The 25,027-nt window shown below is 58.2% G+C and carries 24 protein-coding genes and 1 pseudogene; 12 read left to right on the top strand and 13 right to left on the bottom strand.

What is annotated here, in order from left to right; all coding sequences use genetic code 11:
* Nucleotides 1-125: 125 nt before the first annotated feature.
* From EDC30_RS19860 to EDC30_RS00105, 5 genes are all read right to left on the bottom strand, one after another.
* Nucleotides 126-572 (bottom strand): type II secretion system protein, encoded by a 447-nt coding sequence (locus EDC30_RS19860; RefSeq protein ID WP_279389741.1) that lies wholly within the window; start codon nt 570-572, stop codon nt 126-128.
* A 36-nt stretch (nt 573-608) separates the two neighbouring features.
* On the bottom strand, nt 609-1,091 hold the full coding sequence (locus EDC30_RS19855) for a type II secretion system protein (RefSeq protein ID WP_132256182.1): 483 nt from the start codon (nt 1,089-1,091) through the stop codon (nt 609-611).
* Between the two features lie 115 nt (nt 1,092-1,206).
* Nucleotides 1,207-1,737 (bottom strand): hypothetical protein, encoded by a 531-nt coding sequence (locus EDC30_RS00115; protein WP_132256180.1) that lies wholly within the window; start codon nt 1,735-1,737, stop codon nt 1,207-1,209.
* Nucleotides 1,737-2,966: a type II secretion system F family protein gene (locus EDC30_RS00110; RefSeq protein WP_132256178.1), complete on the bottom strand. Its 1,230-nt coding sequence runs from the start codon at nt 2,964-2,966 to the stop codon at nt 1,737-1,739. The genes EDC30_RS00115 and EDC30_RS00110 overlap by 1 nt, the downstream gene beginning before the upstream one ends.
* Before the next feature lie 13 nt (nt 2,967-2,979).
* Nucleotides 2,980-4,686 carry a GspE/PulE family protein gene (locus EDC30_RS00105; protein ID WP_132256177.1) on the bottom strand — a complete coding sequence of 569 codons (1,707 nt, stop codon included), beginning with the start codon at nt 4,684-4,686 and terminating at the stop codon, nt 2,980-2,982.
* A gap of 151 nt (nt 4,687-4,837) precedes the next feature.
* On the opposite strand from EDC30_RS00105, the gene EDC30_RS00100 reads away from it, so the two are divergent.
* The 3 genes from EDC30_RS00100 (at nt 4,838) to EDC30_RS00090 (ending at nt 8,669) form a co-directional block, all read left to right on the top strand.
* Nucleotides 4,838-5,530, top strand: coding sequence for a glutathione binding-like protein (locus EDC30_RS00100; protein ID WP_132256175.1), 693 nt, complete (start codon nt 4,838-4,840; stop codon nt 5,528-5,530).
* A 299-nt stretch (nt 5,531-5,829) separates the two neighbouring features.
* Complete coding sequence (locus EDC30_RS00095; protein WP_132256173.1) at nt 5,830-7,947, top strand: sensor domain-containing protein; 2,118 nt, start codon at nt 5,830-5,832, stop codon at nt 7,945-7,947.
* An 80-nt stretch (nt 7,948-8,027) separates the two neighbouring features.
* Nucleotides 8,028-8,669: a MarC family protein gene (locus tag EDC30_RS00090; RefSeq protein WP_132256171.1), complete on the top strand. Its 642-nt coding sequence runs from the start codon at nt 8,028-8,030 to the stop codon at nt 8,667-8,669.
* Between the two features lie 110 nt (nt 8,670-8,779).
* On the opposite strand, the gene EDC30_RS00085 is transcribed toward EDC30_RS00090, so the two are convergent.
* The gene (locus EDC30_RS00085; protein ID WP_132256169.1) at nt 8,780-9,019 is read right to left on the bottom strand and encodes a hypothetical protein; all 240 of its coding nucleotides are present in this window, start codon (nt 9,017-9,019) and stop codon (nt 8,780-8,782) included.
* Nucleotides 9,020-9,377: 358 nt separating this feature from the next.
* Here EDC30_RS00085 and EDC30_RS00080 point away from each other — a divergent pair, with 358 nt between their 5' ends.
* The 3 genes from EDC30_RS00080 (at nt 9,378) to EDC30_RS00070 (ending at nt 12,175) form a co-directional block, all read left to right on the top strand.
* Nucleotides 9,378-10,496 carry an ABC transporter substrate-binding protein gene (locus EDC30_RS00080; RefSeq protein ID WP_243656585.1) on the top strand — a complete coding sequence of 373 codons (1,119 nt, stop codon included), beginning with the start codon at nt 9,378-9,380 and terminating at the stop codon, nt 10,494-10,496.
* A 110-nt stretch (nt 10,497-10,606) separates the two neighbouring features.
* On the top strand, nt 10,607-11,368 hold the full coding sequence (locus EDC30_RS00075; protein WP_132256167.1) for an SDR family NAD(P)-dependent oxidoreductase: 762 nt from the start codon (nt 10,607-10,609) through the stop codon (nt 11,366-11,368).
* Nucleotides 11,369-11,389: 21 nt separating this feature from the next.
* Nucleotides 11,390-12,175, top strand: coding sequence for a short-chain dehydrogenase/reductase (locus tag EDC30_RS00070; protein ID WP_132256165.1), 786 nt, complete (start codon nt 11,390-11,392; stop codon nt 12,173-12,175).
* Nucleotides 12,176-12,645: 470 nt separating this feature from the next.
* Here EDC30_RS00070 and EDC30_RS00065 read toward each other — a convergent pair whose 3' ends face one another.
* The 4 genes from EDC30_RS00065 to EDC30_RS00050 are packed head-to-tail and all read right to left on the bottom strand — an operon-like array spanning nt 12,646 to nt 15,589.
* Entirely contained in the window at nt 12,646-12,936 is a 291-nt protein-coding gene (locus tag EDC30_RS00065) for a Dabb family protein (RefSeq protein WP_132256163.1), read from the bottom strand.
* Nucleotides 12,937-12,972: 36 nt separating this feature from the next.
* Nucleotides 12,973-13,620 carry a CoA transferase subunit B gene (locus EDC30_RS00060; protein ID WP_132256161.1) on the bottom strand — a complete coding sequence of 216 codons (648 nt, stop codon included), beginning with the start codon at nt 13,618-13,620 and terminating at the stop codon, nt 12,973-12,975.
* 12 nt (nt 13,621-13,632) lie between these two features.
* Nucleotides 13,633-14,334: a CoA transferase subunit A gene (locus EDC30_RS00055; RefSeq protein ID WP_132257180.1), complete on the bottom strand. Its 702-nt coding sequence runs from the start codon at nt 14,332-14,334 to the stop codon at nt 13,633-13,635.
* Between the two features lie 34 nt (nt 14,335-14,368).
* Nucleotides 14,369-15,589 (bottom strand): beta-hydroxybutyrate-binding protein, encoded by a 1,221-nt coding sequence (locus tag EDC30_RS00050; protein WP_207907186.1) that lies wholly within the window; start codon nt 15,587-15,589, stop codon nt 14,369-14,371.
* Nucleotides 15,590-16,177: 588 nt separating this feature from the next.
* On the opposite strand from EDC30_RS00050, the gene EDC30_RS00045 reads away from it, so the two are divergent.
* Together EDC30_RS00045 and mmsB are read left to right on the top strand one after the other, a co-directional pair.
* A complete protein-coding gene (locus EDC30_RS00045) occupies nt 16,178-17,308 on the top strand; it encodes an NADH:flavin oxidoreductase/NADH oxidase (protein WP_132256160.1) in 1,131 nt (376 codons plus the stop codon).
* Between the two features lie 82 nt (nt 17,309-17,390).
* Nucleotides 17,391-18,275 (top strand): 3-hydroxyisobutyrate dehydrogenase, encoded by an 885-nt coding sequence (gene mmsB, locus EDC30_RS00040; RefSeq protein ID WP_132256158.1) that lies wholly within the window; start codon nt 17,391-17,393, stop codon nt 18,273-18,275.
* Between the two features lie 47 nt (nt 18,276-18,322).
* On the opposite strand, the gene EDC30_RS00035 is transcribed toward mmsB, so the two are convergent.
* The 3 genes from EDC30_RS00035 to EDC30_RS00025 form a co-directional block, all read right to left on the bottom strand.
* Nucleotides 18,323-19,213, bottom strand: a complete 891-nt coding sequence (locus tag EDC30_RS00035) for a LysR family transcriptional regulator (RefSeq protein WP_132257176.1) — start codon at nt 19,211-19,213, stop codon at nt 18,323-18,325.
* An 88-nt stretch (nt 19,214-19,301) separates the two neighbouring features.
* A complete protein-coding gene (locus EDC30_RS00030; RefSeq protein ID WP_132256156.1) occupies nt 19,302-20,852 on the bottom strand; it encodes a 3-hydroxyacyl-CoA dehydrogenase in 1,551 nt (516 codons plus the stop codon).
* A 2-nt stretch (nt 20,853-20,854) separates the two neighbouring features.
* On the bottom strand, nt 20,855-21,625 hold the full coding sequence (locus EDC30_RS00025) for an enoyl-CoA hydratase-related protein (RefSeq protein WP_132256154.1): 771 nt from the start codon (nt 21,623-21,625) through the stop codon (nt 20,855-20,857).
* Nucleotides 21,626-21,711: 86 nt separating this feature from the next.
* Here EDC30_RS00025 and EDC30_RS00020 point away from each other — a divergent pair, with 86 nt between their 5' ends.
* The 4 genes and pseudogenes from EDC30_RS00020 to EDC30_RS00005 form a co-directional block, all read left to right on the top strand.
* Nucleotides 21,712-22,335: a TetR/AcrR family transcriptional regulator gene (locus EDC30_RS00020; RefSeq protein ID WP_132256153.1), complete on the top strand. Its 624-nt coding sequence runs from the start codon at nt 21,712-21,714 to the stop codon at nt 22,333-22,335.
* A 42-nt stretch (nt 22,336-22,377) separates the two neighbouring features.
* Entirely contained in the window at nt 22,378-23,529 is a 1,152-nt protein-coding gene (locus EDC30_RS00015) for an acyl-CoA dehydrogenase family protein (protein ID WP_132256151.1), read from the top strand.
* A gap of 60 nt (nt 23,530-23,589) precedes the next feature.
* Entirely contained in the window at nt 23,590-24,795 is a 1,206-nt protein-coding gene (pcaF, locus tag EDC30_RS00010) for a 3-oxoadipyl-CoA thiolase (RefSeq protein ID WP_132256149.1), read from the top strand.
* A gap of 65 nt (nt 24,796-24,860) precedes the next feature.
* A pseudogene (locus EDC30_RS00005) lies at nt 24,861-25,027 on the top strand (electron transfer flavoprotein subunit beta/FixA family protein); the annotation flags it as partial.

Here is a 25,027-nt window from a genome sequence, read left to right as displayed (position 1 = left end):
AAAACCAGGAAAATAGACACTCGCTATAAATAGCAAAGGGCCGGCGCCACAAAGCAACCGGCCCTGAGCAAATCAGGCACGTAGCACGCGCGCCACGCGACGTGCCACACAAACCTCACTTAAGCTTAGCTTACCGCACCGGTGCAAATGACAGTTGCGTTAGCTGCATTGCCTTTGTAGCCCGTCACTTGGCACGTAACTGCCTTGCCAGCGCTGGAACCAGAGCAATCGCCGGTACCGCTAACCTTATACTGGTTGCCATTTGCCGGAGTACCCGTAGAAGGGAGCAGAGTAATACCGGTAACCAGATCTTTCAGGGCCGTATCAGTGCAAATGTTTGCAGCGTTAAGCTCCGTAGTACCATCAGCCTTCTTCTTACCTGCCACTGATGCCGCATAATTTACTGATGTGGCCGAAGCGATAGAACCCGCCACGCCGTTAGCAGCCGCAGTACCGGCCTCGGTGCTCAGATCAACGAATTTCGGCAAAGCAGTCGCAGCCAAGATGCCGAGAATAACGATCACCACAACCAGTTCGATCAGGGTAAAACCTTGTTGAGTATTTTTATTCATAACGTTCTCCAAAAGATCCTTCAAGCGAAAATCAAATTAACAGCCGGTTGTTACCGGAGTGATGACAGGTGCTTCAGTGCTAGTTGCAGCCTTATAGGAAACACGGCATTCCGCTGCAGTGGTCGCGCCGTTAATATCGATATTGAGCACAGTCCCTGCTGTTCCAGTCGCAATGCCGTCATTGGCAGTAGCCAGGTCAGCCGCCGCCAAAATACCAGTGGCAGTCGAGGCGGGATATTGATTTGCCATATCCACATTGAGGCCGTCCATATTGACGGTGCCGGCAGTCGTCGTACAAGTTGGCGTAGTGCCGTCGGTCCGCGCCCGGTCAACCAGGCAGGCAGCATGTGCCAATGCCGATGCTGCTTTAACCGATCCGTAGATCGCCTGAACCTTTGCTGCCCTCGCCTGAGTTTGCAGTGCCACGAAGCGCGGCAATGCCACTGCGGCCAGGATGGCGAGGATGGTGATTACGATCACCAACTCGATCAGCGTAAAACCAGATTGTTGTCTTTTCATTGGGTAAAAATCCGTATGACGGCGAAGTGCCTACGGTCAACATAATACTTGAACTCAATTCGCGTAAACATGCTTGTTGCGCGTTTTAAACAGGAAAATTACAGTAGTTAACGTTTTAAAACCATTTATATGCTTGGCTTGGCACGATATCGATACCTTCTGTCATCAAAGCTTGTCCGCTAACCAATGCGCGACTCACAACACGAGCTTTAACCTTGAAACGCGCCTCGCGTTTTCCCTGCATCCCGGTAAAAAATCGAGCCCACTTTGGCACATAAACCAGTTCGCCCTGCGCACTGTCGAAATACCAGCTACCGCCCGGAATGCCGTCATCCGGAACGGCGTCCAGCGCTCCCAAATAACCGCCAGGCGGATGGTCAAGCCACCGCACCGGATTCTCGTCCAGCATGGCGGCGATCTCATTGGTCCGCTGCTGCGTCATCAGGTCGGCGATATGCAAGCGCATGCCGCTGCGGATATGGATGATGGTCGTTTCCATGACCGTGCGCTCGGCCTGCTCCTGGTAATACAGCATGCGTTCCAGCAGAATCGCAGCCAGGATGCCGACGACCAGCACACGCACCAGCAATTCGAAGCGCGTGCGGCCACCTGACCGGCTTGGCAATGCGAATCTTGACAGCGGCATTACTTGATCGCCGCCCGGCCCAGATCCCAGATCGGCAGGAACACGCCCAGCGCCATGATCAGCACCAGGATGCCAAGTCCGGCAATCAGAATCGGCTCGATCTGCGACGCCAGCGTCTTGAGCTCATAATCTACTTCGCGCTCGTACATGCCGGCGATCTCGTCCATCAGGTCGTCCAGCGAGCCGGATTCTTCGCCCACCGCGACCATCTGCAGGACTACCGGCGTGAATACACCGGTGGTCACGGCGGTGCGCAAGATGCTTTCGCCGCGTTCGACGCCATCGCGCATCTGTTCGATCCGCGAGGCGATGTAAGCATTATCGACCGTCTGCGCAACCACATTCATGCCCTGCACAATCGGCACGCCACTCTTGCTCGCCAGCGCAAAGCTGCGGGCAAAACGCGCCAATGTGGCCTTGAGGACGATCTTGCCGAAGATGGGCATGCGCAGCTTGATCTTGTCCCAGCGGTAGCGTCCTTTGGGTGTCCTGGTCCAGGCGATGAAACCTCCAACTGCGCCAACGAGGCCGAGCAGGATGACCCACCAGTACTGCACGGTAAAGTCGGAGCTGGCAATCAGCAGCCTGGTCATCCACGGCAGCTCGGCCTTGAAGCCGGCATACACCTTGGCAAACGCCGGGATGACGAAATAGTTAATGACGCCGATCGCCACAATCATGGCAACGACTACGAATGTCGGATAGCGCAGTGCCGTCTTCACCCGCTGGCGCATGTCGCGCTCGAATTCGAGGTGGTCGAACAAGCGCAGGAAAATTTCTTCCAGCCTACCGGTCGTCTCGCCCACTCTTACCATATTGATATAGAACGTCGAGAACACTTCGGGATGACGCCGCAAGGATGCCGACAATTCGCGCCCCGCATCCAGCGACTCGCGCACATCCTTCAGCACGCGCGAAAACGACTTGTTGACGGCGGATTCCTGCAAGCCGGCCAGGCCGCGCATGATCGGCACGCCCGCCTTGAGCAACGTGTACATCTGCCGGCTGAACAACTGCACATCGATCGAGCGCACCTTCTCTTCAAACAGCTGGCGCCACCATTCGCCGTTGTCGCCATCAGTCGCCTTTTTCTTCGTCTCGACGATCGAAACCGGCGTGGCGCCCGTGGTGAACAGCTGCTCGGCCACGGCGCCGCTATCGCTGCCCTCCAGTACTCCTTCCAGCAACTCACCTCGGTTATTGCGGGCTTTGTAGGCAAAAAATGGCATTCAGCTCCCCGGATCAGTCTTCGAACTGGTTACTGATGCGCATCGCTTCGCCAATGGTCGTGCGCCCCTGCGTTGCCAATTGCACGCCATGGCGACGCAAGGTATTGCCAGCCATTTGCTCCTCCGCCACCTTCATGAAATGCGCGGGATCGCTATGGTTGGCGGCATCGGCCACGGCTTCGGTCATTTCCAGCAACTCGTAGACGCCGGTCCGGCCGCGATAGCCGGTGCCGTTGCAATGCGGGCAGCCGCGACCATGGAAAAACTTGTGCCCGTCGACGGCGTCATGCAATTCGAACTTCAGCCATTCGCGCTCGGTCGGCGTCGGCTCATACGGCTCGGCACAGCTTTCGCAAATCACGCGCACCAGGCGTTGCGCCAGCACGCATTGCAGCGAGGTCGCCACCATGTAGCGCGGCACGCCCATGTCCAGCAAGCGCACCGGCGTGCTGACCGCATCATTGGTATGCAAGGTCGACAACACCAGGTGGCCGGTCAGCGCGGCGCGCATGCCGATCTGCGCGGTTTCCTGGTCGCGCATCTCGCCCACCAGCACGACGTCCGGATCCTGGCGCAGCGCGGAGCGCAGCACGCGGGCGAAGGTCAGCTCGATCTTGTCATTGACCTGCACCTGGTTGATGCCGGGCAGACGATATTCCACCGGGTCTTCCACGGTGATCAGCTTGCGCTCGGTGGTATTCAATTCGGCCAGCGCGCCGTACAGGGTCGTCGTTTTGCCGGAACCGGTCGGACCGGTAACCAGCACCAGGCCATTCGGACGATTGACGATGGAACGGAATTTCTTGACCATCTCCGGCGGCATGCCGATCGCATCCAGGCGCAATGTGCGGCTGCCCTGGTTCAGAAGACGCATGACCACCGATTCGCCGTACTGTGTCGGCATGGTCGAGATACGCACGTCCACCTGCTGCTGACGCACCTTGACGGCAAAGCGGCCATCCTGCGGCAGGCGCTTTTCGGAGATATCCAGCTCGGACATCAGCTTCAGACGCAGGGCCAGCGCCGGCGCGATCTTGATGTCGGACTCGGTCTGCAGATGCAGCACACCGTCGATACGAAAGCGGATCTGCAGGCGTTTTTCCTGCGGCTCGATATGGATATCGGAAGCTCGCACCTGGGTCGCGTCGTCGAAAATCGATTGCAGCAGCTTGACCACCGGAGCATCTTCCGCACCCGCGGCGCCAATGCCGGCGCCGCCGAAATCGATGACGGCGTCGCCCAGGTCCTGCTCCAGTTCGCGGGCGAAATCGGTGATTTCCTCGGTGCGGCGGTAGATGCGGTCGACGGTCGCCAGCAACTCGCTTTCATTGACGACCGCCAGCGAAATGGCGCGCTTGAGGATGCGGGAAATCTCATCGTAGGCGAACAGGTCGGTGGGATCGGCCATGCCGACCACCAGCGCCCCGCCCTTTTCTTCCAGCACCAATGCACGGAAGCGCCGCGCCTGGGTTTCAGGAAGCAGGCGCAACAACTCCTGGTTAACGTTAAAAAACTTCAGGTTAACGTAGGGGATGTTCAGTTGCCTAGCCAGCGCTCCGGAGATCTGTTCTTCCGTGACGAAACCATTCTCGATAAAGACACGGCCCAGCTTGCGTCCCGTGCGCTTTTGTTCGCCGAGCGAAAACGTCAGCTGTTCTTCTGAAATCAGCTTTTGCTGAACCAGCAACTCGCCCAGTCGGATTTTTTCCGGCCTTGGCATAGGCAATCCTCCTATATTTATAGGAGGCAATTCTAAGTCACAATGCGCGGTTTGGGCGACGTGTAATAATATTTGACGTGTATTTAGCGGCAAATGGCAACAATCGCCTTATCCAACTATCCACTCGTCCTATCGCCCCTTGGAGATTCCCATGATCGATGTGTATTCCGCCGCCACGCCGAATGGCCATAAAGTCCATATCATGCTGGAGGAATGCGACCTGCCTTACCGCGTCCACCATGTCGATATCGGTGCCGGCGACCAGTTCAAGCCGGAATTCCTGGCGATTTCGCCAAACAACAAGATCCCCGCCATCGTCGATGATGAAGGGCCGGATGGCGAGTCGCTATCGATGTTCGAGTCCGGTGCCATTCTGGTTTACCTGGCAAGCAAAGTCGGGCACTTCCTGGGCGATACCGACCGAGAAAAATTCAATACGCTGCAATGGCTGATGTTCCAGATGGGCGGCGTCGGCCCCATGCTGGGACAGGCGCACCACTTCCGCATCTATGCGCCGGAAAAGATCGACTACGCCATCAACCGCTATACCAACGAAGCCAAGCGGCTGTATGGCGTGATGGACAAGCGCCTGTCAGAGTCCGAGTATCTCGCCGGCGAGCAGTACACGATCGCCGATATCGCCACCTTTCCCTGGCTGCGCTCCTGGAAAAATCAGGGCATCGACTGGGCCGATTACCCGCACGTCAAGCGCTGGTTCGATGAGATCGCCGCCCGTCCGGCCGTGCAGCGCGGCGTCGCGGTATTGAGCAGCCAGCACAAGCCGCTCACCGATGACAAGGCCAGGGAAACGCTGTTCGGCGCCAGCCAGTATGCCCGGCGCTAGGCTACCCGATTCACTTGGAAGGTTAAACACCGCTGCGGTGATCAAACGCTTGAATTTTCCTCCATCAATGCCGTTTTGCGACATCGATAACTTGCACCGGCTGAAAAATCTCGAAAAACCGGCATACCTGTGTCATGCTTCGCTCTGTTTAATATTTCCACAACGCAAATGTTGAGGGCATGGTGAAACGTTTCTCTTGCCCTTATGGGTATAAATATTGCCTCAAAACAATTAATTAAATTTCTTACCCGTTCTGGTGCAGGAAAAGGAAATACGCACAGACGAAGCCGGCCACACCCATGTCAAACCTCGCTGCGCCCACGACTCATGAAGGCACCGATGCCGAGCCCAGGATTCATTTGCTGGACACGCTTCTGGCCAACATGGAAGGCATGATCTATCGCTGCCGCATCGACGCCCAATGGACCATGGAATATGTCAGCGCGGGCTGTTTCGAGCTGACGGGATACCAGCCCCAGGACTTTCTGCTCAACAGCCGGATATGTCTTGAAGAACTGACGCATGCGGAAGACCGCGCATACTGCCGCAAGGTGATTGTCGACGCCCTGGCAAATCACACGCGCTACGTGCTGGAATACCGCATCATCAAGGCCAACGGCGAAGTGCGCTGGGTCGGCGAGCGCGGCATGGCGGTCACGGATCCGGCCAGCGGCGACACAGTACTGGAAGGCTTCATCCAGGATATCAACGAGCGCAAGCGCGCCTTCGAAGCGCTGCGTGAAGCCGAACGCCGTTTTCGCAGCATTTTCGAGAATGCCGTCGAAGGCATCTTCCAGTCCACCGCCACCAATGGCTATATCGCCGTCAACCCGGCTCTGGCACGCATGTACGGCTACGAATCGCCCCAGCATCTCATGGCCGAACTGCGCGACATCGACCACCAGGTCTATGTCGACCCGGGGCGCCGCCACGAATTCCTGCGCCGCATGGAAGAAGACGGCGTCGTCCTAGGTTTCGAGTCGCGCGTCTGGCGTCGTGACGGCAGCATCATCTGGATTTCGGAAAACGCCCGCGCCGTCCTCAACGATGCCGGCGAAGTGTTGTTCTTCGAAGGCACGGTCGAGGAAATCACCACGCGCAAGCAGCACGAAGAAGAAATCCGTTTTCAGGCCACGCACGACGCCTTGACCGGCCTGCCCAACCGGACGCTGCTGTATGACAGGCTGGAACAGGCAGTATTTCAGGCGCATCGCCATGGCAATTATCTGGCCGTCGTCTTCTTCGACCTTGACCAGTTCAAGTATGTCAATGACAGTCTTGGCCACCAGGTCGGCGACCGCCTGCTGAAAACCGTGGCTAGCCGCTTGAAGTCCTGCGTGCGCGACGCCGACACGGTGGCGCGCCTGGGCGGCGATGAATTCGTCTTGCTGCTCACCGACCAGGCCAGTGAAGACTCTTTCACGCAAACGCTGCAACCCATCCTGGAAAAAGTCGCCACGCCCTGGCTCGTCAATGGCGTCGAACTGCAAATCACCTGCAGCATGGGCGTCAGTCTGTGCCCTGCCGATGCCGCCGATGCCGACACGCTGCTCAAGCATGCCGATGCGGCGATGTTCCGCGCCAAGCAAACCGGCCGAAACAATTTCCAGTTCTTTTCCGCCGAAATGAATTCCGCCATCAACGGCCGGCTGGAAATGATGACCAAGCTGCGGCGCGCGCTCGGCGCCAATGAATTCACGCTGCACTATCAACCCAAGCTGCAGCTCGCCACCGGCAAGATCATCGGCGCCGAAGCCCTGATCCGCTGGCCGCAGGCGGACGGCAGCATGATTTCACCGGCACAGTTCATCCCGGTGGCGGAAGAAAGCGGCTTGATCATTCCGCTTGGCGAATGGGTTCTGCAAACCGCTTGCGCTCAGATCCGCGCCTGGGAAAAGGCTGGACATGCCGCCATTCCGGTTTCGGTCAATATCTCGCCGCTGCAACTCGAGCGCGGCAACGTCGTCGACATGGTCACGCGGACCCTGGCCGAAACCGGCCTGGCGCCGCAATACCTGGAACTGGAGATCACGGAAAGCGTGGTGATGCGCGAAGTGGAAAAATCCTTCGCCATCCTGGAGCAATTGAAGGCGCTGGGCGTGAAGATATCGATCGACGATTTCGGCACCGGCTATTCCAGCCTCAGCTACCTGCGGCGCTTCCCGGTCAACACGCTGAAGATCGACCAGTCATTCGTGCGCAATATTTCGTCGGATCCGAACAATGCCGGCATCATCCAGGCGATCATTTCTCTTGGCCACACGCTCAACCTGAACGTGCTGGCCGAAGGCGTGGAAACCGAGGAAGAATTCCGCTTCTTGCTGGAGAACCGTTGCGACGAAATGCAGGGCTATTACCTCAGCAAGCCCGTCGACGAGGAAGCCTTTGTGCAATTGCTGCCGCCGTCGGATGCATAGCATTAACCGCCTCTGGTGATATTCATCACAATTGGATCTTGGCCGAGGGATAGACTCGTGCAGCAGGAGGCCTTGAAACAATGCTGCTTACCATCGCTGCGCTCACGCTCAAGAAAACCGTCACGCTATTCGCCCTGGTCGGGCCGGTGACCATGATCCCGATCTTCCTGGCCGAAGTCCATAGCCTGGATGCCAGGCACAAATCGCGCTTTGCCCGCAGCATCGCCATCACCGTCACAGTAGCACTCCTGATCGCAACCTTCATGGGCATGCCCCTGCTTGGTTTTCTCGGCGTATCGCTGGGTGCAATGCAGGTAGGCGGCGGCATCATCGTATTGCTGCTCGCCATCGCGATGGTCCTTGGCAAGGAAACCAGCTTCAAGGGCTTGCCACCAGACGGCGGCGATCCTGGATCAAGGCGCTTGTCCATCGTTCCACTGGCCGTCCCTCTGCTTGCCGGCCCCGCTGCATTCAGCTATGTCATGGGAAACAATGCCTGGCAAACCCAAGCCGATCTCATTCACGTCATTCTTCCGATTCTGCTCGTGGGCCTGGGATGCTGGGTCAGCTTCTGGGTCGCCAGCCAGACGGAACGCCAGATCCGCCGCTCCACGCTGGATGTCGTCGAACGCATCGGCGGCTTCATTCTTGCTGCCATGGCGATTGAAATGACCGCTTCCGGATTGCGGCAGCTATTTCCCTTGCTTAGTCCGGGACAGTGAGGGGCATTGCAGCGCAACCCGGTCACATGTTCATGTCGAACCGGATTGAAAATAGATTTGCTGAGATGAGCTATCCATGGCGAAATCCTAAACCTCACTACGACTGGCGTTCATTCGCCCACATGCTTGGTTAAATCAGAGTAAACGGTGTTTACACTGCGGAAATCCGTCACGTCGATGGTCCTGCTATAGGCATTAGCCCTGTCACGCCAGGCGGTCAAAATGTGGCGATGAATATCGGGCGCTGCCTTGAACACCACGCGGTCTTCATCAACCTCAATCAAGCAAATATCCAGCGTTTCGCCTGCCTGGCCGACAGCCGATCCACCATCGCAATAAAAATTTCTCACATGCCTGTTATTTTCCGAACGTTTTTACAGCCTCGATTCAGTAACAGGCGCGTTTGATTGTTCAAAATAACATTACAGTCTGTTCAGTCTGAAGCATATTGTCAAAAACGGCTTAGTGATTGACTATGTCCCAGTCACGTAATAACGCCATAAAGCTGCTGAGAAACCATCTTTTTGCTTTGCCCTGCTTAATGACGACGTGAGATTTTTAAGTTTGCGTTGCGCTTTAACGAATTATAAATAGACCGGAGACAAACGATGAAAATTTCAAAGCCGCTTGCTTTAATTGTTAAGAGTGCCGCAATAGCGCTGGCTGGATCAGCAATGGCACAGGAAGGCCGCTCCAGTAAAAATTGGCGTGCTGGTAGATATGACCGGCCCCTATTCTGCATTCGGCGGTCCTGGCGTCGCTGTCGCCGTCAAGATGGCCGTCGCTGACTTCGGCGGCAAGGTACTGAACCGTCCGATCGAAGTACTGACCGCTGATTACCTCAACAAGATTGATATCGCTGCTGCGCGTGCCCGCGAATGGTACGACCGCGACAACATCGACATGATCATCGAGTCCACCGACTCGTCTTCGGCACTGATGCTGCAACGCCTGGGCGCAGAAAAGAAAAAGCTGACAATCTTTGCCGGCTCCGGCACCTCGCGTCTGACCAACGAGGAATGCTCGCCCTACGGCATCCAGTATGTGTTCGATACCTATTCGCTGGCAAACGTGACCGGCAAGGCACTGACAAAAGGCAGCGACGACACTTGGTACTTTCTGACTGTGGACTACGCCTTCGGCCACTCGCTGGAGGCCGATGCGGCCAGGGCAATTCAGTCCAAGGGGGGCAAGGTGATCGGCAGCGTCAAGCATCCGGCCGCCCCGTCCGATTTTGGCGCTTACCTAATGCAGGCCCAAGGCGCCAAGCCTAAGGTGATTGGGCTGGCCAATGCCGGCCGAGACCTGCAGAATACCTTGCGCCAGGCAGCCGAGTTCGGCTTGGGCACCTCCGGCAAGCAGGTGCTCGCCCCATTCTACATTTTCGAGACTGACATCCGCGGCGTCGGACTGGACCGCGTCCAGGGCGCGCAATTCACCACCGGCTTCTACTGGGACCGCAACCAGGAAACCCGCGCATGGTCACAGCGTTTCTTCGAGCAACATAAGGCAATGCCGACCATGATCCAGGCTGGCGCCTATTCCGCCACCATGCATTACCTGAAGTCGATTGCGGCAGCCGGCACGACCACTACCGAGCCAGTGATCGAGAAAATGAAAGCCGCCCCAATCAAGGATTTCTTTGCAGAGAACGGCAAGATCCGGGTCGATGGCCGTATGGTTCACGACATGTATTTCATGCAGGCCAAAAAGCCGTCGGAATCGAAGGGCCCATGGGATTTGTTGACAGTCAAGCAGGTCGTGCCCGGTGACGAGGCTTACCGCCCACTGTCTGACAGTGTCTGTTCACTGGTTAAGAAGTCGTAAGCCATTACGACACGTGAGGTTCGTGGGAGCGGCCGCAAGACCGCTCCCGTTCCGGCATTCAGCCATGAGCCTGAAGCAGGCTCGAATTTTTAAAATAAATGGGGTAAATCATGGGACGACTGGAAGGAAAAGTGGCAATCATCACCGGCGCCGGCAGCGGCATTGGCCGGGCAAGCGCCATCCTGTTTGCGCAGGAAGGCGCAAAAGTCATTGTCGCCGAGCGCGATGAAGCAGCCGGCAGGGAAACGGTGCGACAGGCGATGGCGCAAGGCGGCACCGCCATGTTCGTTGCCACCGATGTGACCGATGAAAAAAGCGTCGAAAACATGGTCAGGGCCACTGTCGGCGAATTTGGCAAGCTCAATGTCCTGTACAACAACGTCGGCGGCTCTAGCGTGCACGACAACTCGGTCACTGAAGCACCACTGGAGGAATTCTGGCGCTCTATCAAGATAGACCTGTTCGGCACTTGGCTCGGCTGCCGCTACGGCATTCCCGAAATAATCAAGGCTGGCGGCGGCTCGGTGATCAACACCACTTCGGTGTTTGCCCTGACGGGTATTCCCAAGAAGGATTCCTATACCGCGGCCAAGGGCGCCATCAGCGCCCTCACCCGCTCAATGGCTGTCGAATATGCGCCGCAAAAAGTGCGGGTCAATGCGCTGGCACCGGGGGCGACCAGCACCGATCGCATACTCAAGGTGATCGCCGAGGATAACGGTGGTGTCGTGAACCAGCTTGCAAAAGGCCAGATGCTAGGCCTGCCTACCCCGCATGAGATCGCCTGCGCCGCGCTGTACCTGGCATCTGACGAATCGCGTGTTACCACCGGACAGATCCTGCCGATTGACGGCGGTTTCATTGTCGCCTGAGACGGCTGGAAAGGAATCAGCATGGATTTGCAGCTCGCCGGAAAAACGGCGCTTATCACCGGCGCTTCGCGCGGCATCGGCCGCGCGATCGCGCTCAAGCTTGCCAGCGAAGGCATCGGCGAGGTAATCCTGGTCGCACGCGACGCCAAAGCCCTCGACGAAGTCGCGGAAACCATCCGCAAACAATACGGGAGCGGCGTGCAGACCATGGCGACCGACCTGGCTGCCGCCGGTGCGGCGCAGGCGGTGGTCGCCAGGTTCTCGCAAGTGGATATCTTGGTGAACAACGCTGCCGATTCGCTGCCAGGAACGCTGGAAGGCACATCCGACCGTGAATGGCGCTCCAGCACGGAATTGAAGATCTTTTCTTATGTTGAGCTGGTGCGCGCCTGCTACGCCGAGATGAAAAAGCGCGGCAGCGGCGTCATCCTGAACAATATCGGCAGCGCCGGCGAGAACTGGGATGCCGCTTATGTGATTGGTTCCACCCTGAACGCGGCGATGATGGCCTTTACCCGGGCTACCGGCGGCGTCAGCCTGGATGACGGCATCCGGGTGGTCGGCGTCAATCCAGGGCCGGTCGCGACCGACCGCATCATGCGCCTGATGAAACGCCGCGCGAAAGACAATTTCGGCGACGAGAGCCGCTGGCAGGAATTCTTCGGCAACCTGCCAGCCAAGCGTGCCGCGACGCCGGACGAAGTGGCTGACCTGTTTGCCTTCCTGGCTTCACCGCTGGCAGGCTATATTAGCGGCACCATCGTCACGATCGACGGCGGTAACGCTTCTCGACGCAAGACCATGTAATCTTCCTGTCCTCGTCCGGTAGTCGCCCGGATCAACGAGCGATTACCGGCCTGTTTTTCCAGGCCGATCAGGCTGCCATATCCCCCTCAAATTCTGTGCATCCGACCTGCCCGGCTTGTGGCTCGCATCGCCATGTCTGCGGAAACGGATGCCATCACCACAACTGCAATGGCGTTGCCGCACAAGTCCGATAACGACAACAACGCGTCCACGCTGCCGCGCCATGAGCTTCCTGGTCAACTGGCTCCAATGACGAACTCATGTCTGACCTTGAGCAGCCTTGCCAATCTGGGTTGTTGCGCTGCCATTTCGCTAGCCGGCTCTACCGATACTGGAATACACCCATGCACCATTCCAGCCACTAGCAATCAACTGCAGAAGTCCAGTGGCCACCCCTTTTCATCGTCACAAAAAAAACCGGACAACGCCTTGCAGCGCTGTCCGGCTAAAATCGCCGGTCGAAGACCATGCTAGGAGATAGTCGAATCCAGTACAACCAGATCGCTCACGTGAGGCATCATGTATTGCTTTAGCTCGATATGCACCGGAACATTCTGGTAGCGATCATGTGCAGCTTCATCAACGAAGCTGGTGATGAAGCCATGGGTAAAGCCTGACGAGCGCGACGACTCGTTCTGCACGAAGTGCAATTCCTTGACGCCGTCGCACTCAGCGCGCATGCGCTCGGTGTAGTCGCGGATTTGCTTGAAAAAATCCTCATCCGAACGCGTGAACTTCAACAATACCGTATGTGAAAACATATGCTGTTCCTTTACTGTCTATGCTTGTTATCAGTGTCAGTTCGCTAGTCCCGCCGCGAACGTCAGCGGCGCGCCGGTCTTGCTGCGCATTTCATCCGCTGTCACGCCGGGTGCCATCTCAACTACTTGCAATCCCTGGTCGGTAACGTCGAGCACGCCAAGGTCGGTGATGATGCGATCCACCACGCCGGCGCCTGTCAGCGGCAGGCTGCATTCCTTCAGGATTTTCGGTGTGCCGTTCTTGGCCGTGTGTTCCATCAGCACGATCACGCGGCGCACGCCAGCCACCAAGTCCATCGCGCCGCCCATGCCCTTGACGAGCTTGCCGGGGATCATCCAGTTCGCCAAGTCGCCCTTCTCGCTGACTTCCATGGCGCCCAGGATCGTCAAATCCATGTGGCCGCCGCGAATCATCGCAAACGAAGTGGATGAGGAAAAAATCGAGCCACCGGGAGCGATGGTGACGGCCTGTTTGGCGGCATCGATCAGGTCGGCCTCGACCTCATCCTCATACGGCAGCGGGCCGATGCCGATCAAGCCGTTTTCCGACTGCAGCCAGACGTCGATACCCGGCGGCACGTTTTCCGCGACCATGGTAGGCAGGCCGATGCCCAGGTTGACGTAAAACCCGTCCTGCAATTCGCGGCCGGCGCGGGCGGCCATTTCTTCACGACTCCAAGCCATGTGTTTCTCCTGTTACTGACGCACGCGGGTACGCACGCGCTCGATACGTTTTTCCGGGTTCGGGTTCAGCACCAGGCGCTGCACGAACACGCCGGGCAAGTGCACGTCATCCGGATCGATCTGACCGATTTCCAGGATTTCCTCCACTTCGACAATCGTTACCTTGCCAGCGGTGGCGACTTCCGGGTTGAAGTTGCGCGCCGTGCGCTTGAAGATCAGGTTGCCCGACTTGTCAGCCTTCCAGGCCTTGACCAAGGCAACGTCGGCGGTCAGGCTTTCTTCCATCACGTATGTTTCGCCGCGAAACACGCGGGTTTCCTTGCCTTGCGCAACTTGGGTGCCGACGCCGGTCTTGGTAAAGAATGCCGGGATGCCGGCGCCACCCGCGCGCAGACGTTCGGCCAGCGTGCCCTGCGGATTGAACTCAAGCTCGAGCTCGCCAGCCAGATACTGGCGCTCGAACTCCTTGTTCTCGCCGACATAGGAGGCGATCATTTTCTTGATCTGGCGCGTCTGCAGCAACAAGCCAAGGCCGAAGTCGTCGACGCCGGCATTGTTGCTGATGCAGGTCAGGTTCCTGGCGCCGCTGTTCCGCAAGGCTTCGATCAGCGCCGAAGGAATCCCGCACAGCCCGAAGCCGCCCACGGCGATGGTTTGACCATCGCCGACCACGTCCTGGAGCGCAGCCCGTGCGCTCGCATAAATTTTGTTAATCATAGACTCCTGCCTTGTTTCATTGTGCAGCTTTTTATTTCTTGACCAGCTTGCACTGGGATTGCGACAGCGGCATGGTTGCCACATCCGCCGGAATCACCGACTTGATCTTGTAATAGTCCCAAGGTTCTTTCGACTCAGCCGGGCTCTTGACTTGTACCAGGAGCATGTCATGCGCCAAGCGTCCGTCAGCACGAATTTGCCCTTTAAACAGCCCGTCATCAATCGGCGTGCTCTTCAAGTATTTCATCACCGTTGCAGTATCCGTTGTGCCGGTCGCCTTGACTGCCTTCAGATAGTTCGTGACACCAGAATAATCGCCTGCTTGCGCGGAAGTCGGCATCTTGCCGGCGCGCTGGTAAAAGCGTCTTGCCCAAGCACGCGTCTTTTCATCACGGTTCCAGTAAAACGCCTCGGTCAGAGTCAAGCCTTGGGTAGTCTTGAGACCCATTGCATGCACGTCGGAGATGAACATTAGCAGTGGCAGAACGGTCTGCTTGCTTGTAGTAATACCGAACTCGTTCGCCTGTTTAATGGTGTTGGCCAAGTCCGAACCAGCGTTGGCCAGCGCGATCACGTCGGCCTTCGATGATTGAGCGGTCATCAGATAAGAGGAAAAATCGCTACCTGGGAACGGATGGCGGGCGGCGCCCTTAACTTCTCCGTCGTTAGCCTTCACCACCTTGGCTGCTTCCTGCTCGAGGGAATGGCCAAGGACATAATCAGCCGTGATGAAATACCAGCTCTTCTTGCCGGAATCGACGACGGTCTTGGCGGTGCCGGCGGTCAGCGAATAGGTGTCATACACCCAGTGCAGCGTGACCGGCGTGCACTTGTCATTCGTTAGCGGCAAAGCGCCACCAGTCGTAACTAGGGCAATCTTATTCTTTTGCTCGGCGATGGCGGTCACGGCCAGAGCCGCGCTACTGGTGGCGAGATCGACGATGATATCGACACCCTGAGTGTCATACCATTCACGCGCCTTGCTCGCAGCGATATCCGCCTTGTTCAGATGGTCGGCATAAATGACTTCGATCTTTTTACCGTTGACGGTGCGATCTTTGGAAAAATCCTCCACTGCCATTTCAACCGCTGTCAACGCGCCCTTGCCAGCAATATCAGCATAGGTGCCGCTAAAGTCCGTCAGAACACCGATCCGGATGACATTATCCTTGCTTGCATGCGCCGCGCCGGCGCCGAGCAGCGTAGACATCACTAATGCCGTCAAAAACTTGCGCTTGAAATTCATTGCCATTCGTCTCTCCACCAATTGTGCCTTGAAGCCCCCTGAAGGGGGATTGCCAGTTTTATTTGTTCAAAAAAATTCTGCCATTTACATCCAGCCATTTTTAAGGTGGATGTTAAATTTTTATCAATGGCATCTATTGCCAACCTATTACTCAAACGTAACGATGGTCGCACAGATGAATTGGCTTGCCAATTACATCAATCATTGACAGAATGTTCAATAATTAATGACAATTGAAGCCAATTTTCATATATCAGATCAGTTCTCCCAGAAATATCGGCAATTAGCCTTCTGCTTCGATTTATTTTTAATTAATGTGAAAAAACGCTTGCTGAAATTTAATTAAAGAAACAAAGTCAAAGGCTCAACAGGCAAATTGTCAATTTTTCTTTCACAGTCTGTCATTTTGTAGACAAATTGTCGCTGTAGGTCTTCATCGCTATGATTTCGCAAAGTTGAACGCCGCCGCCGCCACTCGCATGCTTGGCCACATCTGTACTTAGCCAATCGTTTTCCGTCTTTGGCATGGAGAATCATTAGGCTGCCGGCCGGCGCGTCATGGCGATCACCCTTTAGCCTGCGGAGCGACGACCGATGTCTGCCTTGTTTCAGCCAATTGCACTGAAAAGCCTTACGCTGGAAAACCGTATTGTCGTATCGCCGATGTGCCAATATTCCGCCATCAAGGGCATGGCAACCGATTGGCATCTGATTCACCTCGGCAGTCTGGCGCAATCCGGTGCCGGCATGCTGTGCATCGAGGCGACCGCAGTAGCGCCCGAGGGACGCATCACGCCTGGTTGCCTCGGGCTATGGGACGACTCTACCGAGAGCGCATTGGCCGATGTATTCAATGCAGTACGCCGGCATTCCGCAATGCCGACCATCATTCAGCTGGCCCATGCCGGACGCAAGGCTTCAGTGGCAGAGCCATGGGACGGCAGCGCGCAAATACGCATAGAGGATGGCGGCTGGCAAACCGTGGCGCCGTCGCCATTGCCGCTGCGCCCGCAAAATCATATGCCGCAGGCACTCAGCCTGGCCGACCTGACACAAATCCGGCATCAGTTCGGCGAAAGCGCAGCGCGCGCAGGCTGGATCGGGTTGGACGGCATTGAAATTCACATGGCGCACGGCTACCTGCTGCACCAGTTCCTGTCGCCGTTAAGTAATCAGCGCACCGATGCCTATGGCGGCTCGCTGGAAAACCGGATGCGCTTTCCCCTTGAAGTGTTCGATGCGATCCGCTCGAATTTCCCAGCCGACCGTCCGGTAGGCGTGCGCATTTCTGCCACCGACTGGATCGAGAACGGCTGGGATGTGGAGCAGTCGATAGCATTAGCGGCAGCCTTGAAAGCGCGTGGCTGCGACTGGATCGATGCCTCCAGCGGCGGCCTGGCGCCCGAACAGAAAATTGCCTTTGGCCCCGGCTACCAGGTGCCGTTTGCCGAGCGCATCAAGGCCGAGACTGGCATCACCACGATTGCCGTCGGCGCCATCACGGAAGCCGCGCAGGCGGAAAACATCGTCGCCAGCGGACAAGCCGACATGGTGGCGATTGCCCGCGGCTTCTTGTACAACCCGCACTGGACCTGGGCGGCCGCGGCGGAGCTCAAGGCGACCGTGCGCGCGCCACGCCAGTATTGGCACAGCGCGCCGCAGCACGCAAAAAACCTGTTCGGCGATATCACGGCGGGCGTGCCTGGCGCCCAATCTTACCGTTAAGAGATCGTATCGTCGTCACCTCGCTTCGGACTTTGACTTTTCATCCCGAGGCGCCCGCACCATTCAACAGACAAGGAATATCATGAACATCGGCTTTATCGGATTGGGAAACATGGGAGCGCCAATGGCGGCGAACCTGCTAAAGGCTGGGCAGGCGGTGGTGGTATGCGATATCAATGCCGCCGCAGTCGATGCCGCGGTCGCGCTCGGCGCCGTCGCGGCCGCTTCGCCGCAGGAGGTTGCCGCGCAGTGCTCGCTAGTGTTCACGGTATTGCCGACGCCGAAGCACGTCAGGCAGGTGTATACTGGCGCACAGGGCATCATGGACGGCGCTGCACCAGGCACCTTTCTGGTGGACTGCAGCACGGTTGATCCTCAAACTGCACGCGAATTGATCGCCACGGCATCGGCACGCGGCCTGCGGATGGCAGATGCCCCCATCTCTGGCGGCACCATCGGAGCGAAAGCCGGCACACTGACCTTCATGGTCGGCGCTGAGGCCGAGCTGTTTGCCCGACTCGAACCGGTACTGCGTCATATGGGGAAAAACATCATTGATTGCGGCGGGCCGGGCAATGGCCAGGTCGTCAAGATTTGCAACAATCTGCTGCTGGCGATTTCCATGACCGCCACCAGCGAGGCGATGAGCCTGGGGGTGAATCTCGGCGTCGACCCGCACGTCCTGGCAAGTGCCATCAACTCTTCATCGGGACGCTGCTGGAGTTCCGATACCTACAACCCCTGGCCGGGCGTGTCGCCCGATGCGCCCGCCTCGCACGGCTACGTAGGCGGCGGCAGCATCGAAACCGTATTGAAGGATGTCACTTTTGCGGTGGATGCCGCGCATGCTGCCAAACAACCTCTGATGCTGGGCGCGGCAACCCAGCAGCTGTATCAGATGCACGCCAATAGCGGCTGGGGCACCAAGGATTTTTCCTCGATTATCCAGCTCTACCGCAAGGATTGAATTGCGGCCAGTAGCGCCATTGGCATCGCAACCTCTGGCGCGCGGCATCAGCCGTCAGACAGGCTGCGCTTCAGAAAATCGATCAGCACCTTGGTGGCCATAGTCTGGTAGCGACTGGGCATAGTCAGCAGATATAGCTTGCTGCCGAATACGCTGATCTTGTGATCGCCCAGAATCCGCGTGACGGTACCGGCGGCAATTTCGTCGCGTATCGCATAATGCGGCAGCACGCCTATGCCCAGCCCCCCGACCACTGCTGCCTTGAGAAACAGAAAATTCTCCGAGCGCACACCCGGATCCAGCTCGACGCGTTCGAACTGCCCGCCTAGATTGCTGGATACGCGCAGACGTTGGCCGATTGCGGCGGAACAGATCACCGCATGCTCGCTCAAGTCACGTACCTTTCCGGGTATGCCAGCCTTTGCCAGATAGTCGGGCGTGGCGCATACCACCCACTCCACTTCTGCAAGCTTGATTGCCACCACAGCGTCGGGCGGCGTCGAAACCACGCGCACCGCGATATCGATGCCTTCACTGACCAGATTGGATACCCGGTTGTCGAAAATTACGTCCAGCGAAATGTCCGGGTTATCCCGCTTGAACTGGATAAGCAGCTCGGACAATAGAATGTGTCCGAGGCCTGTCGGCACGCTCAGGCGCACATGGCCCTGCAGCGACCTGCCCGCCGAGGACACCAGCGCCGAAGCGGCAGCGGCCTCGCGCAAAATATTTCGGCCGTGCTCATACAGGCCGGCGCCGATATGCGTCGGCTCCAGCTGGCGCGTGGTCCTCCGCAACAATTGCACCCCGAGCGACTCTTCCAGCAGGCGCAGGCGATAGCTGACATTGGAACGCGTGGTTTGCAGCTTGCGCGCCGCCGCGCTCATATTGCCGCTATCGACGATTTCGACAAATACCCTGAGTGCGTTCAGGTCGATTTCTTCCTTGATTTCCGCGCCAGCCATGAACAATCCGATTGTTAATTTATTTTTGTCAGTATGGTTAAACCCAACCGGATTGTCAAAATCAGCATGCGGTCATCAAGGAGATGCCCAGTAACGCACGACGTTTGAGCCAGGGACTCGGGCGGTAGCGCGGATCGCCGTAGAACGACTGCATCGCTTCCAGAATCGCCAATATACGTGCAGCGCCATGCTTGTCGCCCAACGCCAGCGGCCCGAGCGGATAGCCCAGTCCCAATTCCACCGCCTTGTTGATATCGGCCGGCGACGCGATTTTTTGCTGCGCGATCTCGGCGCCGATATTGACGATGGCAGCGATGATGCGCTGGGCGATGAAGCCGGGGCTATCCTCGATCACGGTCACAGGCTTGCCGCTGGCGGCGAACAGCGCGTGCGCGGCCTGCACGAATTCCGGCTGTGTAAGCGGGGTTTTCATCAGGGTACGTCGTCGTTCGAGGTCGAACAGGCAATCGATCGCGACCGTGCGAGCCGCGTCCAGGTTATCCGCCAGCGCCGCAGTGGTGGCATCCTCGCCGAAGGGGGTAACGATGATCAGCGCCTGCGCCGAAGGCTGGGCGCCCTGCTCCAGTCGCGCGCCGGCGATGGCCAGCGCCGCGCGGACCGCCGCGCCCGCTTGCGGATGACGGTCGCTCACCCAGACCGGCACGGCAGCGACATCGACCTGCGGCACCGCCGCTTCGGCCGGCTTTTGCGCCTTGCCATCGAGGTACTCATAAAATCCCCGTCCGGTCTTGCGGCCGAATAGTCCAGCCGCGTAGCGCTGCGCCGTGATCTGGATCGGCCGGTAGCGCGGCTCTTCGTAATACTGGCGATAGATCGATTCGATCACCGTGTGCGACACATCCAACCCCGTCAGGTCGAACAGCTCGAACGGCCCCATGCGAAATCCGGCTGCCTCGACCATCACGCGGTCGATATCGGCGAAGCTGGCGATGCCTTCCTGGACGATGCGCAGGGCTTCGGTGCCGAATGCCCGCCCGGCATGATTGACCAGAAAGCCTGGCGTGTCAGTGGTCCGAACCGGGTAGTGGCCAAGCCGCTGCGCCAGCTGAACCAGGCTTTCGATCACTTCCGCTTCGGTCAGCACGCCGCCAATCACTTCAACGATTTTCATCAGCGGCACGGGATTAAAGAAATGGAAGCCTGCGACGCGCGCCGGAATGCGCGCAGCCGCCGCGAAGCTGGTGACCGAGAGCGACGAGGTATTGGTGGCGATGATGCAGCGGTCGGACACTGCCGCCTCGACACCCCTCAACACCGCATGCTTGATGTCGAGACGCTCCGCCGCCGCCTCAATCACTACGTCGCAGCCTGCGAAAGCGGCGTAGCCCTTGTCAGGTCCGGCATCAGTCGCCTGAATGCGGGCGATGGCAGCGCTCGCCTCGGATTCGGAAATCTTGCCTTTCGCTGCTTTCTTGTTGATGATGTCGGCGCAAAATGCCTGCGCCTCCTCGACGGCGGCGGCACGCGCATCGGCCAGCAGCACAGTGATGCCGGCTTCGGCGGCAATTTGCGCGATGCCGCGTCCCATGATGCCGGCACCGACGATGCCGAGCGTGAGTCCCGGACGGTTTGCCTCAAATGAGAATGTCATGATTATTTTCCTGTAAATACAGGGGAGCGTTTTTCAATGAAGGCGCGCATGCCTTCCTTCTGATCGACGGTATCGAACATCAGCCAGAAAGCCTGACGCTCCATGCTCAGCGCCGCGTTCAACGGCAGGTCGGCGCCGGCCAGTACCAGTTCCTTGATCTTGCGCGCGGCAATCGACGGCAGTGCTGCGATGACATTGGCCAGCGCCAGCGCCCGCTCGAACACCGCCTCGTCCGCAACCACTTCACTGACCAGCCCCATCGCTTCGGCTTCGCGCGCGCTGATGGCTTCGCCGGTCAGCAGGATTTTCATCGCTTTGAATTTTCCGACCGCGCGCGTCAAGCGCTGGGTGCCGCCGGCGCCGGGAATGATGCCGACCTTGATTTCCGGCTGGCCGAAGCGCGCGCCTTCGCCTGCGATGATGATGTCCGCATGCATCGCCAGTTCGCAGCCGCCACCCAGCGACCAGCCATTGACTGCGGCGATGACCGGCTTGGAAAATTCGCGCAACACGCGCCAGGAGTGATCGGCGCCATTGTTCGTCATTTCAGCCGGCGAAGCTTCGGCCATCGCCTTGATATCGGCACCGGCGGCGAACACCTTCTCCGATCCGGCCAACACGACGCACCGCACCTCTTCGTTTGTTTCCAGCTCGGCAAATGCTTTGGCCAGACCTGCGCGCACCGCTGCGTTCAGGGCGTTATGCGCTTCCGGCCGGTTGATGCGCACGATGGCAACACCGCTTCCTGGAAGTTCGATCAAGACTTCGCTCACTTGTGTTCCTTTGCTTAGAAATATATTTACTTACCGGTCGGATGGTATATAATTCATTCATCAAAGTCAATCAGGGTTTTCAAACGATGAGCTCCCTCGCCCCAAATAAAAAACGTCTTGGTCGCCCACCAGCCAGCGACAACCAACAACAACGCATCCTCGATCATGCAGCCAAGCTGTTTGCCAATACCGGATATGAAACCACGTCGATCAACGACGTCGCCGCCGCAATGGGCGTCTCGAAGGCAGCGATCTACCATTATTTTCCTACCAAGCAGGATATTTACGACGCCATCATTCTGCAGACCCTGCAAGGATTGAACGAGGTGGTCGAGCGGGAAGTCGCCCAGGAAGTCGAGCCGGCAGTAAAGCTGCGTCGCTTCATGACAGCGCACGCCCGCTACTTCGAGCAACATCACACCGGCTTTGTCGTGATGCTGGTCGGCTTCGGCGGCATGGCCAATGCTGAATTTCGCGAAGAAGCCATGCGGCTGCGCGATGAATACGAAGGTTTGCTACGACAGATCGTAACTGAAGCAGTGGCCAGCAAATCGTTCCGCAAGGTCGATGTCGGCACTACGAGCCGCGCCGTGTTATCGATGTTGAACTGGATGGTGCGCTGGTTCAAGCCTGGCAGCGGCGCCAGCGCCGAACAACTTGCCGGCGAATATTTCGACCTGCTTGCCGGCGGACTTTACCCGCACGAATAAACCATATCCACACTGATTCAGAGAGATTTACTGGAGATTTCCATGGCCTTAGACCAAGAAACTTTTGACTTGCTGCTTTCCTCCGTCAGGCGCTACGTGCATGACCGACTGATTCCGCTGGAAGCTGAGGTCGCCGAGACCAATAAGATCCCCGATGAAGTCGTCGACGAACTGCGCGAACTCGGCCTGTTTGGCTTATCGATCGCTGAAGAATATGGCGGCCTGGGGCTGAACATGGAAGAAGAAGTGAATGTGGTATTCGAGCTCGGTCAGACATCGCCCGCCTTTCGCTCAATGGCCGGAACCAATATCGGCATCGGTTCACAGGCGATCGTGCTGGCCGGCTCCGAAGAACAGAAGCAACGCTACCTGCCGCGCCTGGCGTCCGGCGATATCATCGGCTCGTTTGCTCTGACGGAGCCGGATGCCGGCTCGGACGCCATCTCGCTGCGCACCACTGCCCGCAAGGATGGCGACTTCTATATCCTCAACGGTACCAAGCGTTACATTACCAATGCCCCGGTGGCCGGCTTGTTTTCCGTGATGGCGCGTACCAGCGAGGAGCGCCGCGCCGATTCGATTTCCTGCTTCCTGGTCGAGGCGGATACGCCGGGCATCACGCTTGGCAAGCCGGACAAGAAAATGGGCCAGTCCGGCGCCCTCACCTGCGACGTGGTGTTCGACAATTGCCGCGTGCCTGCCAGCGCCCTGCTCGGCAACGCCGAGGGCAACGGCTTCCGCACTGCCATGCGCGTGCTCGACAAGGGACGCCTGCATATCGCCGCCCTGTGCGTCGGCATGGCCGAACGCCTGATCAAGGAATCCGTGCAGTACGCCACCGAACGTAAGCAGTTCGGCAAGCCGATCGCCGACTTCCAGCTTGTGCAGGCCATGATCGCCGACAGCCAGGCGGAAATGTACGCCGCCAAGTGCATGGTGCTGGACGCCGCCCGCAAGCGCGACCGCGGCGAGAACACCACGCTCGTGGCAGCTTCCGCCAAGATGTTTGCCTCCGAGATGGTAGGTCGGGTCGCCGACCGCGCCGTGCAGATTCATGGCGGCGCAGGCTACATGGCGGAATATCCGGTCGAGCGCTTCTACCGCGATGTGCGCCTGTTCCGCATTTTCGAAGGCACGACCCAGATCCTGCAACTGGTGATCGCGCGCGAAACGATCAAGAACCACGCTAGTTAATTCCGACAACTGGGGTGCCCGGCGCCTCGGCATGCATTCTGTATTCTTTAGGACCATGACATGAACCATGCATTCATCTGCGACGCTATCCGTACTCCGTTCGGACGCTATGGCGGCGCATTGGCCGGCATGCGCGCCGACGATCTGGCGGCGCTGCCGATCAAGGCGTTGATGGAACGCCATCCCAGCCTCGACTGGGCGGCGCTCGACGAAGTCATCTATGGCTGCGCCAACCAGGCCGGCGAAGACAACCGTAACGTCGGCCGCATGGCCGCCCTGCTGGCGGGGCTGCCGGTGGAAGTGCCGGCCAATACCGTCAATCGCCTGTGCGGCTCGAGCCTGGATGTGATCGGCATTGCCTCGCGCAGCATCCGCTCGGGCGAAATCCAGTTCGCAATTGCCGGCGGCGTCGAAAGCATGTCCCGCGCGCCGTTCGTCATGGGCAAGGCAGAAAGCGCATTTTCACGCTCGGCCAAGATCGAGGACACCACCATCGGCTGGCGTTTCGTGAACACGTTGATGAAAGAAAGATATGGCGTCGATACCATGCCGGAGACGGCGGAAAACGTCGCCAACGATTTCAACATCGCGCGCGCTGACCAGGATGCGCTCGCCCTGCGTAGCCAGCAACGCTGGGCACAGGCGCAAGCGGCAGGATTCTTCGAAAAAGAAATCGTGCCGGTGACGCTGCTGCAGAAAAAAGGTGATCCCAAAATCTTCGCTACCGACGAGCATCCTCGTCCCGACACCACGCTGGAAGCGCTGGCGAAACTGAAAGGCGTGGTCGCGCCGCAGGGCAGCGTCACCGCAGGCAATGCTTCCGGCGTCAATGACGGCTCCTGCACGCTGATCCTGGCATCGGAAACTGCTGCCGCGCGCCACGGCCTGACGCCGCGCGCCCGCATTCTCGGCATGGCGACCGCTGGCGTCGCGCCGCGCATCATGGGCTTTGGCCCCTCCCCGGCCACGAAGAAGGTGCTTGCGCTAACCGGCCTGAGCATTGGCCAAATGGATGTGATCGAGTTGAACGAAGCTTTCGCCGCGCAGGCACTGGCGGTGACACGCGACCTCGGCCTGCCGGACGATGCCGCGCATGTCAATCCGAATGGCGGCGCCATCGCCATCGGCCATCCGCTCGGCGCGTCCGGCGCACGACTGGTGACCACCGCGCTCAATCAGCTTGAGCGCATCAATGGCCGCTATGCCCTGTGCACGATGTGCATCGGCGTCGGCCAGGGCATCGCCATCATCATTGAGCGGGTTTGAAGCAGCAAGGCGCACGGCATAGCTATGTCATCCCCTGTGATTGAATAAATTATGTGAGGTTACAAATGAAAGTCCTGGTTCCAGTCAAGCGTGTGGTGGATTACAACGTGAAGGTACGGGTCAAGTCTGACCAGTCCGGCGTTGAACTGGCCAACGTCAAGATGTCGATGAACCCGTTCGATGAAATCGCCATGGAAGAAGCCACGCGTCTGAAGGAAGCCGGCAAGGCGAC

The organism is Paucimonas lemoignei, from assembly GCF_004342585.1.
Lineage (GTDB): Bacteria > Pseudomonadota > Gammaproteobacteria > Burkholderiales > Burkholderiaceae_D > Paucimonas > Paucimonas lemoignei.
Note: the sequence above shows the minus strand (reverse complement) of the source record. Positions and strands in the feature narration are given on the sequence as shown.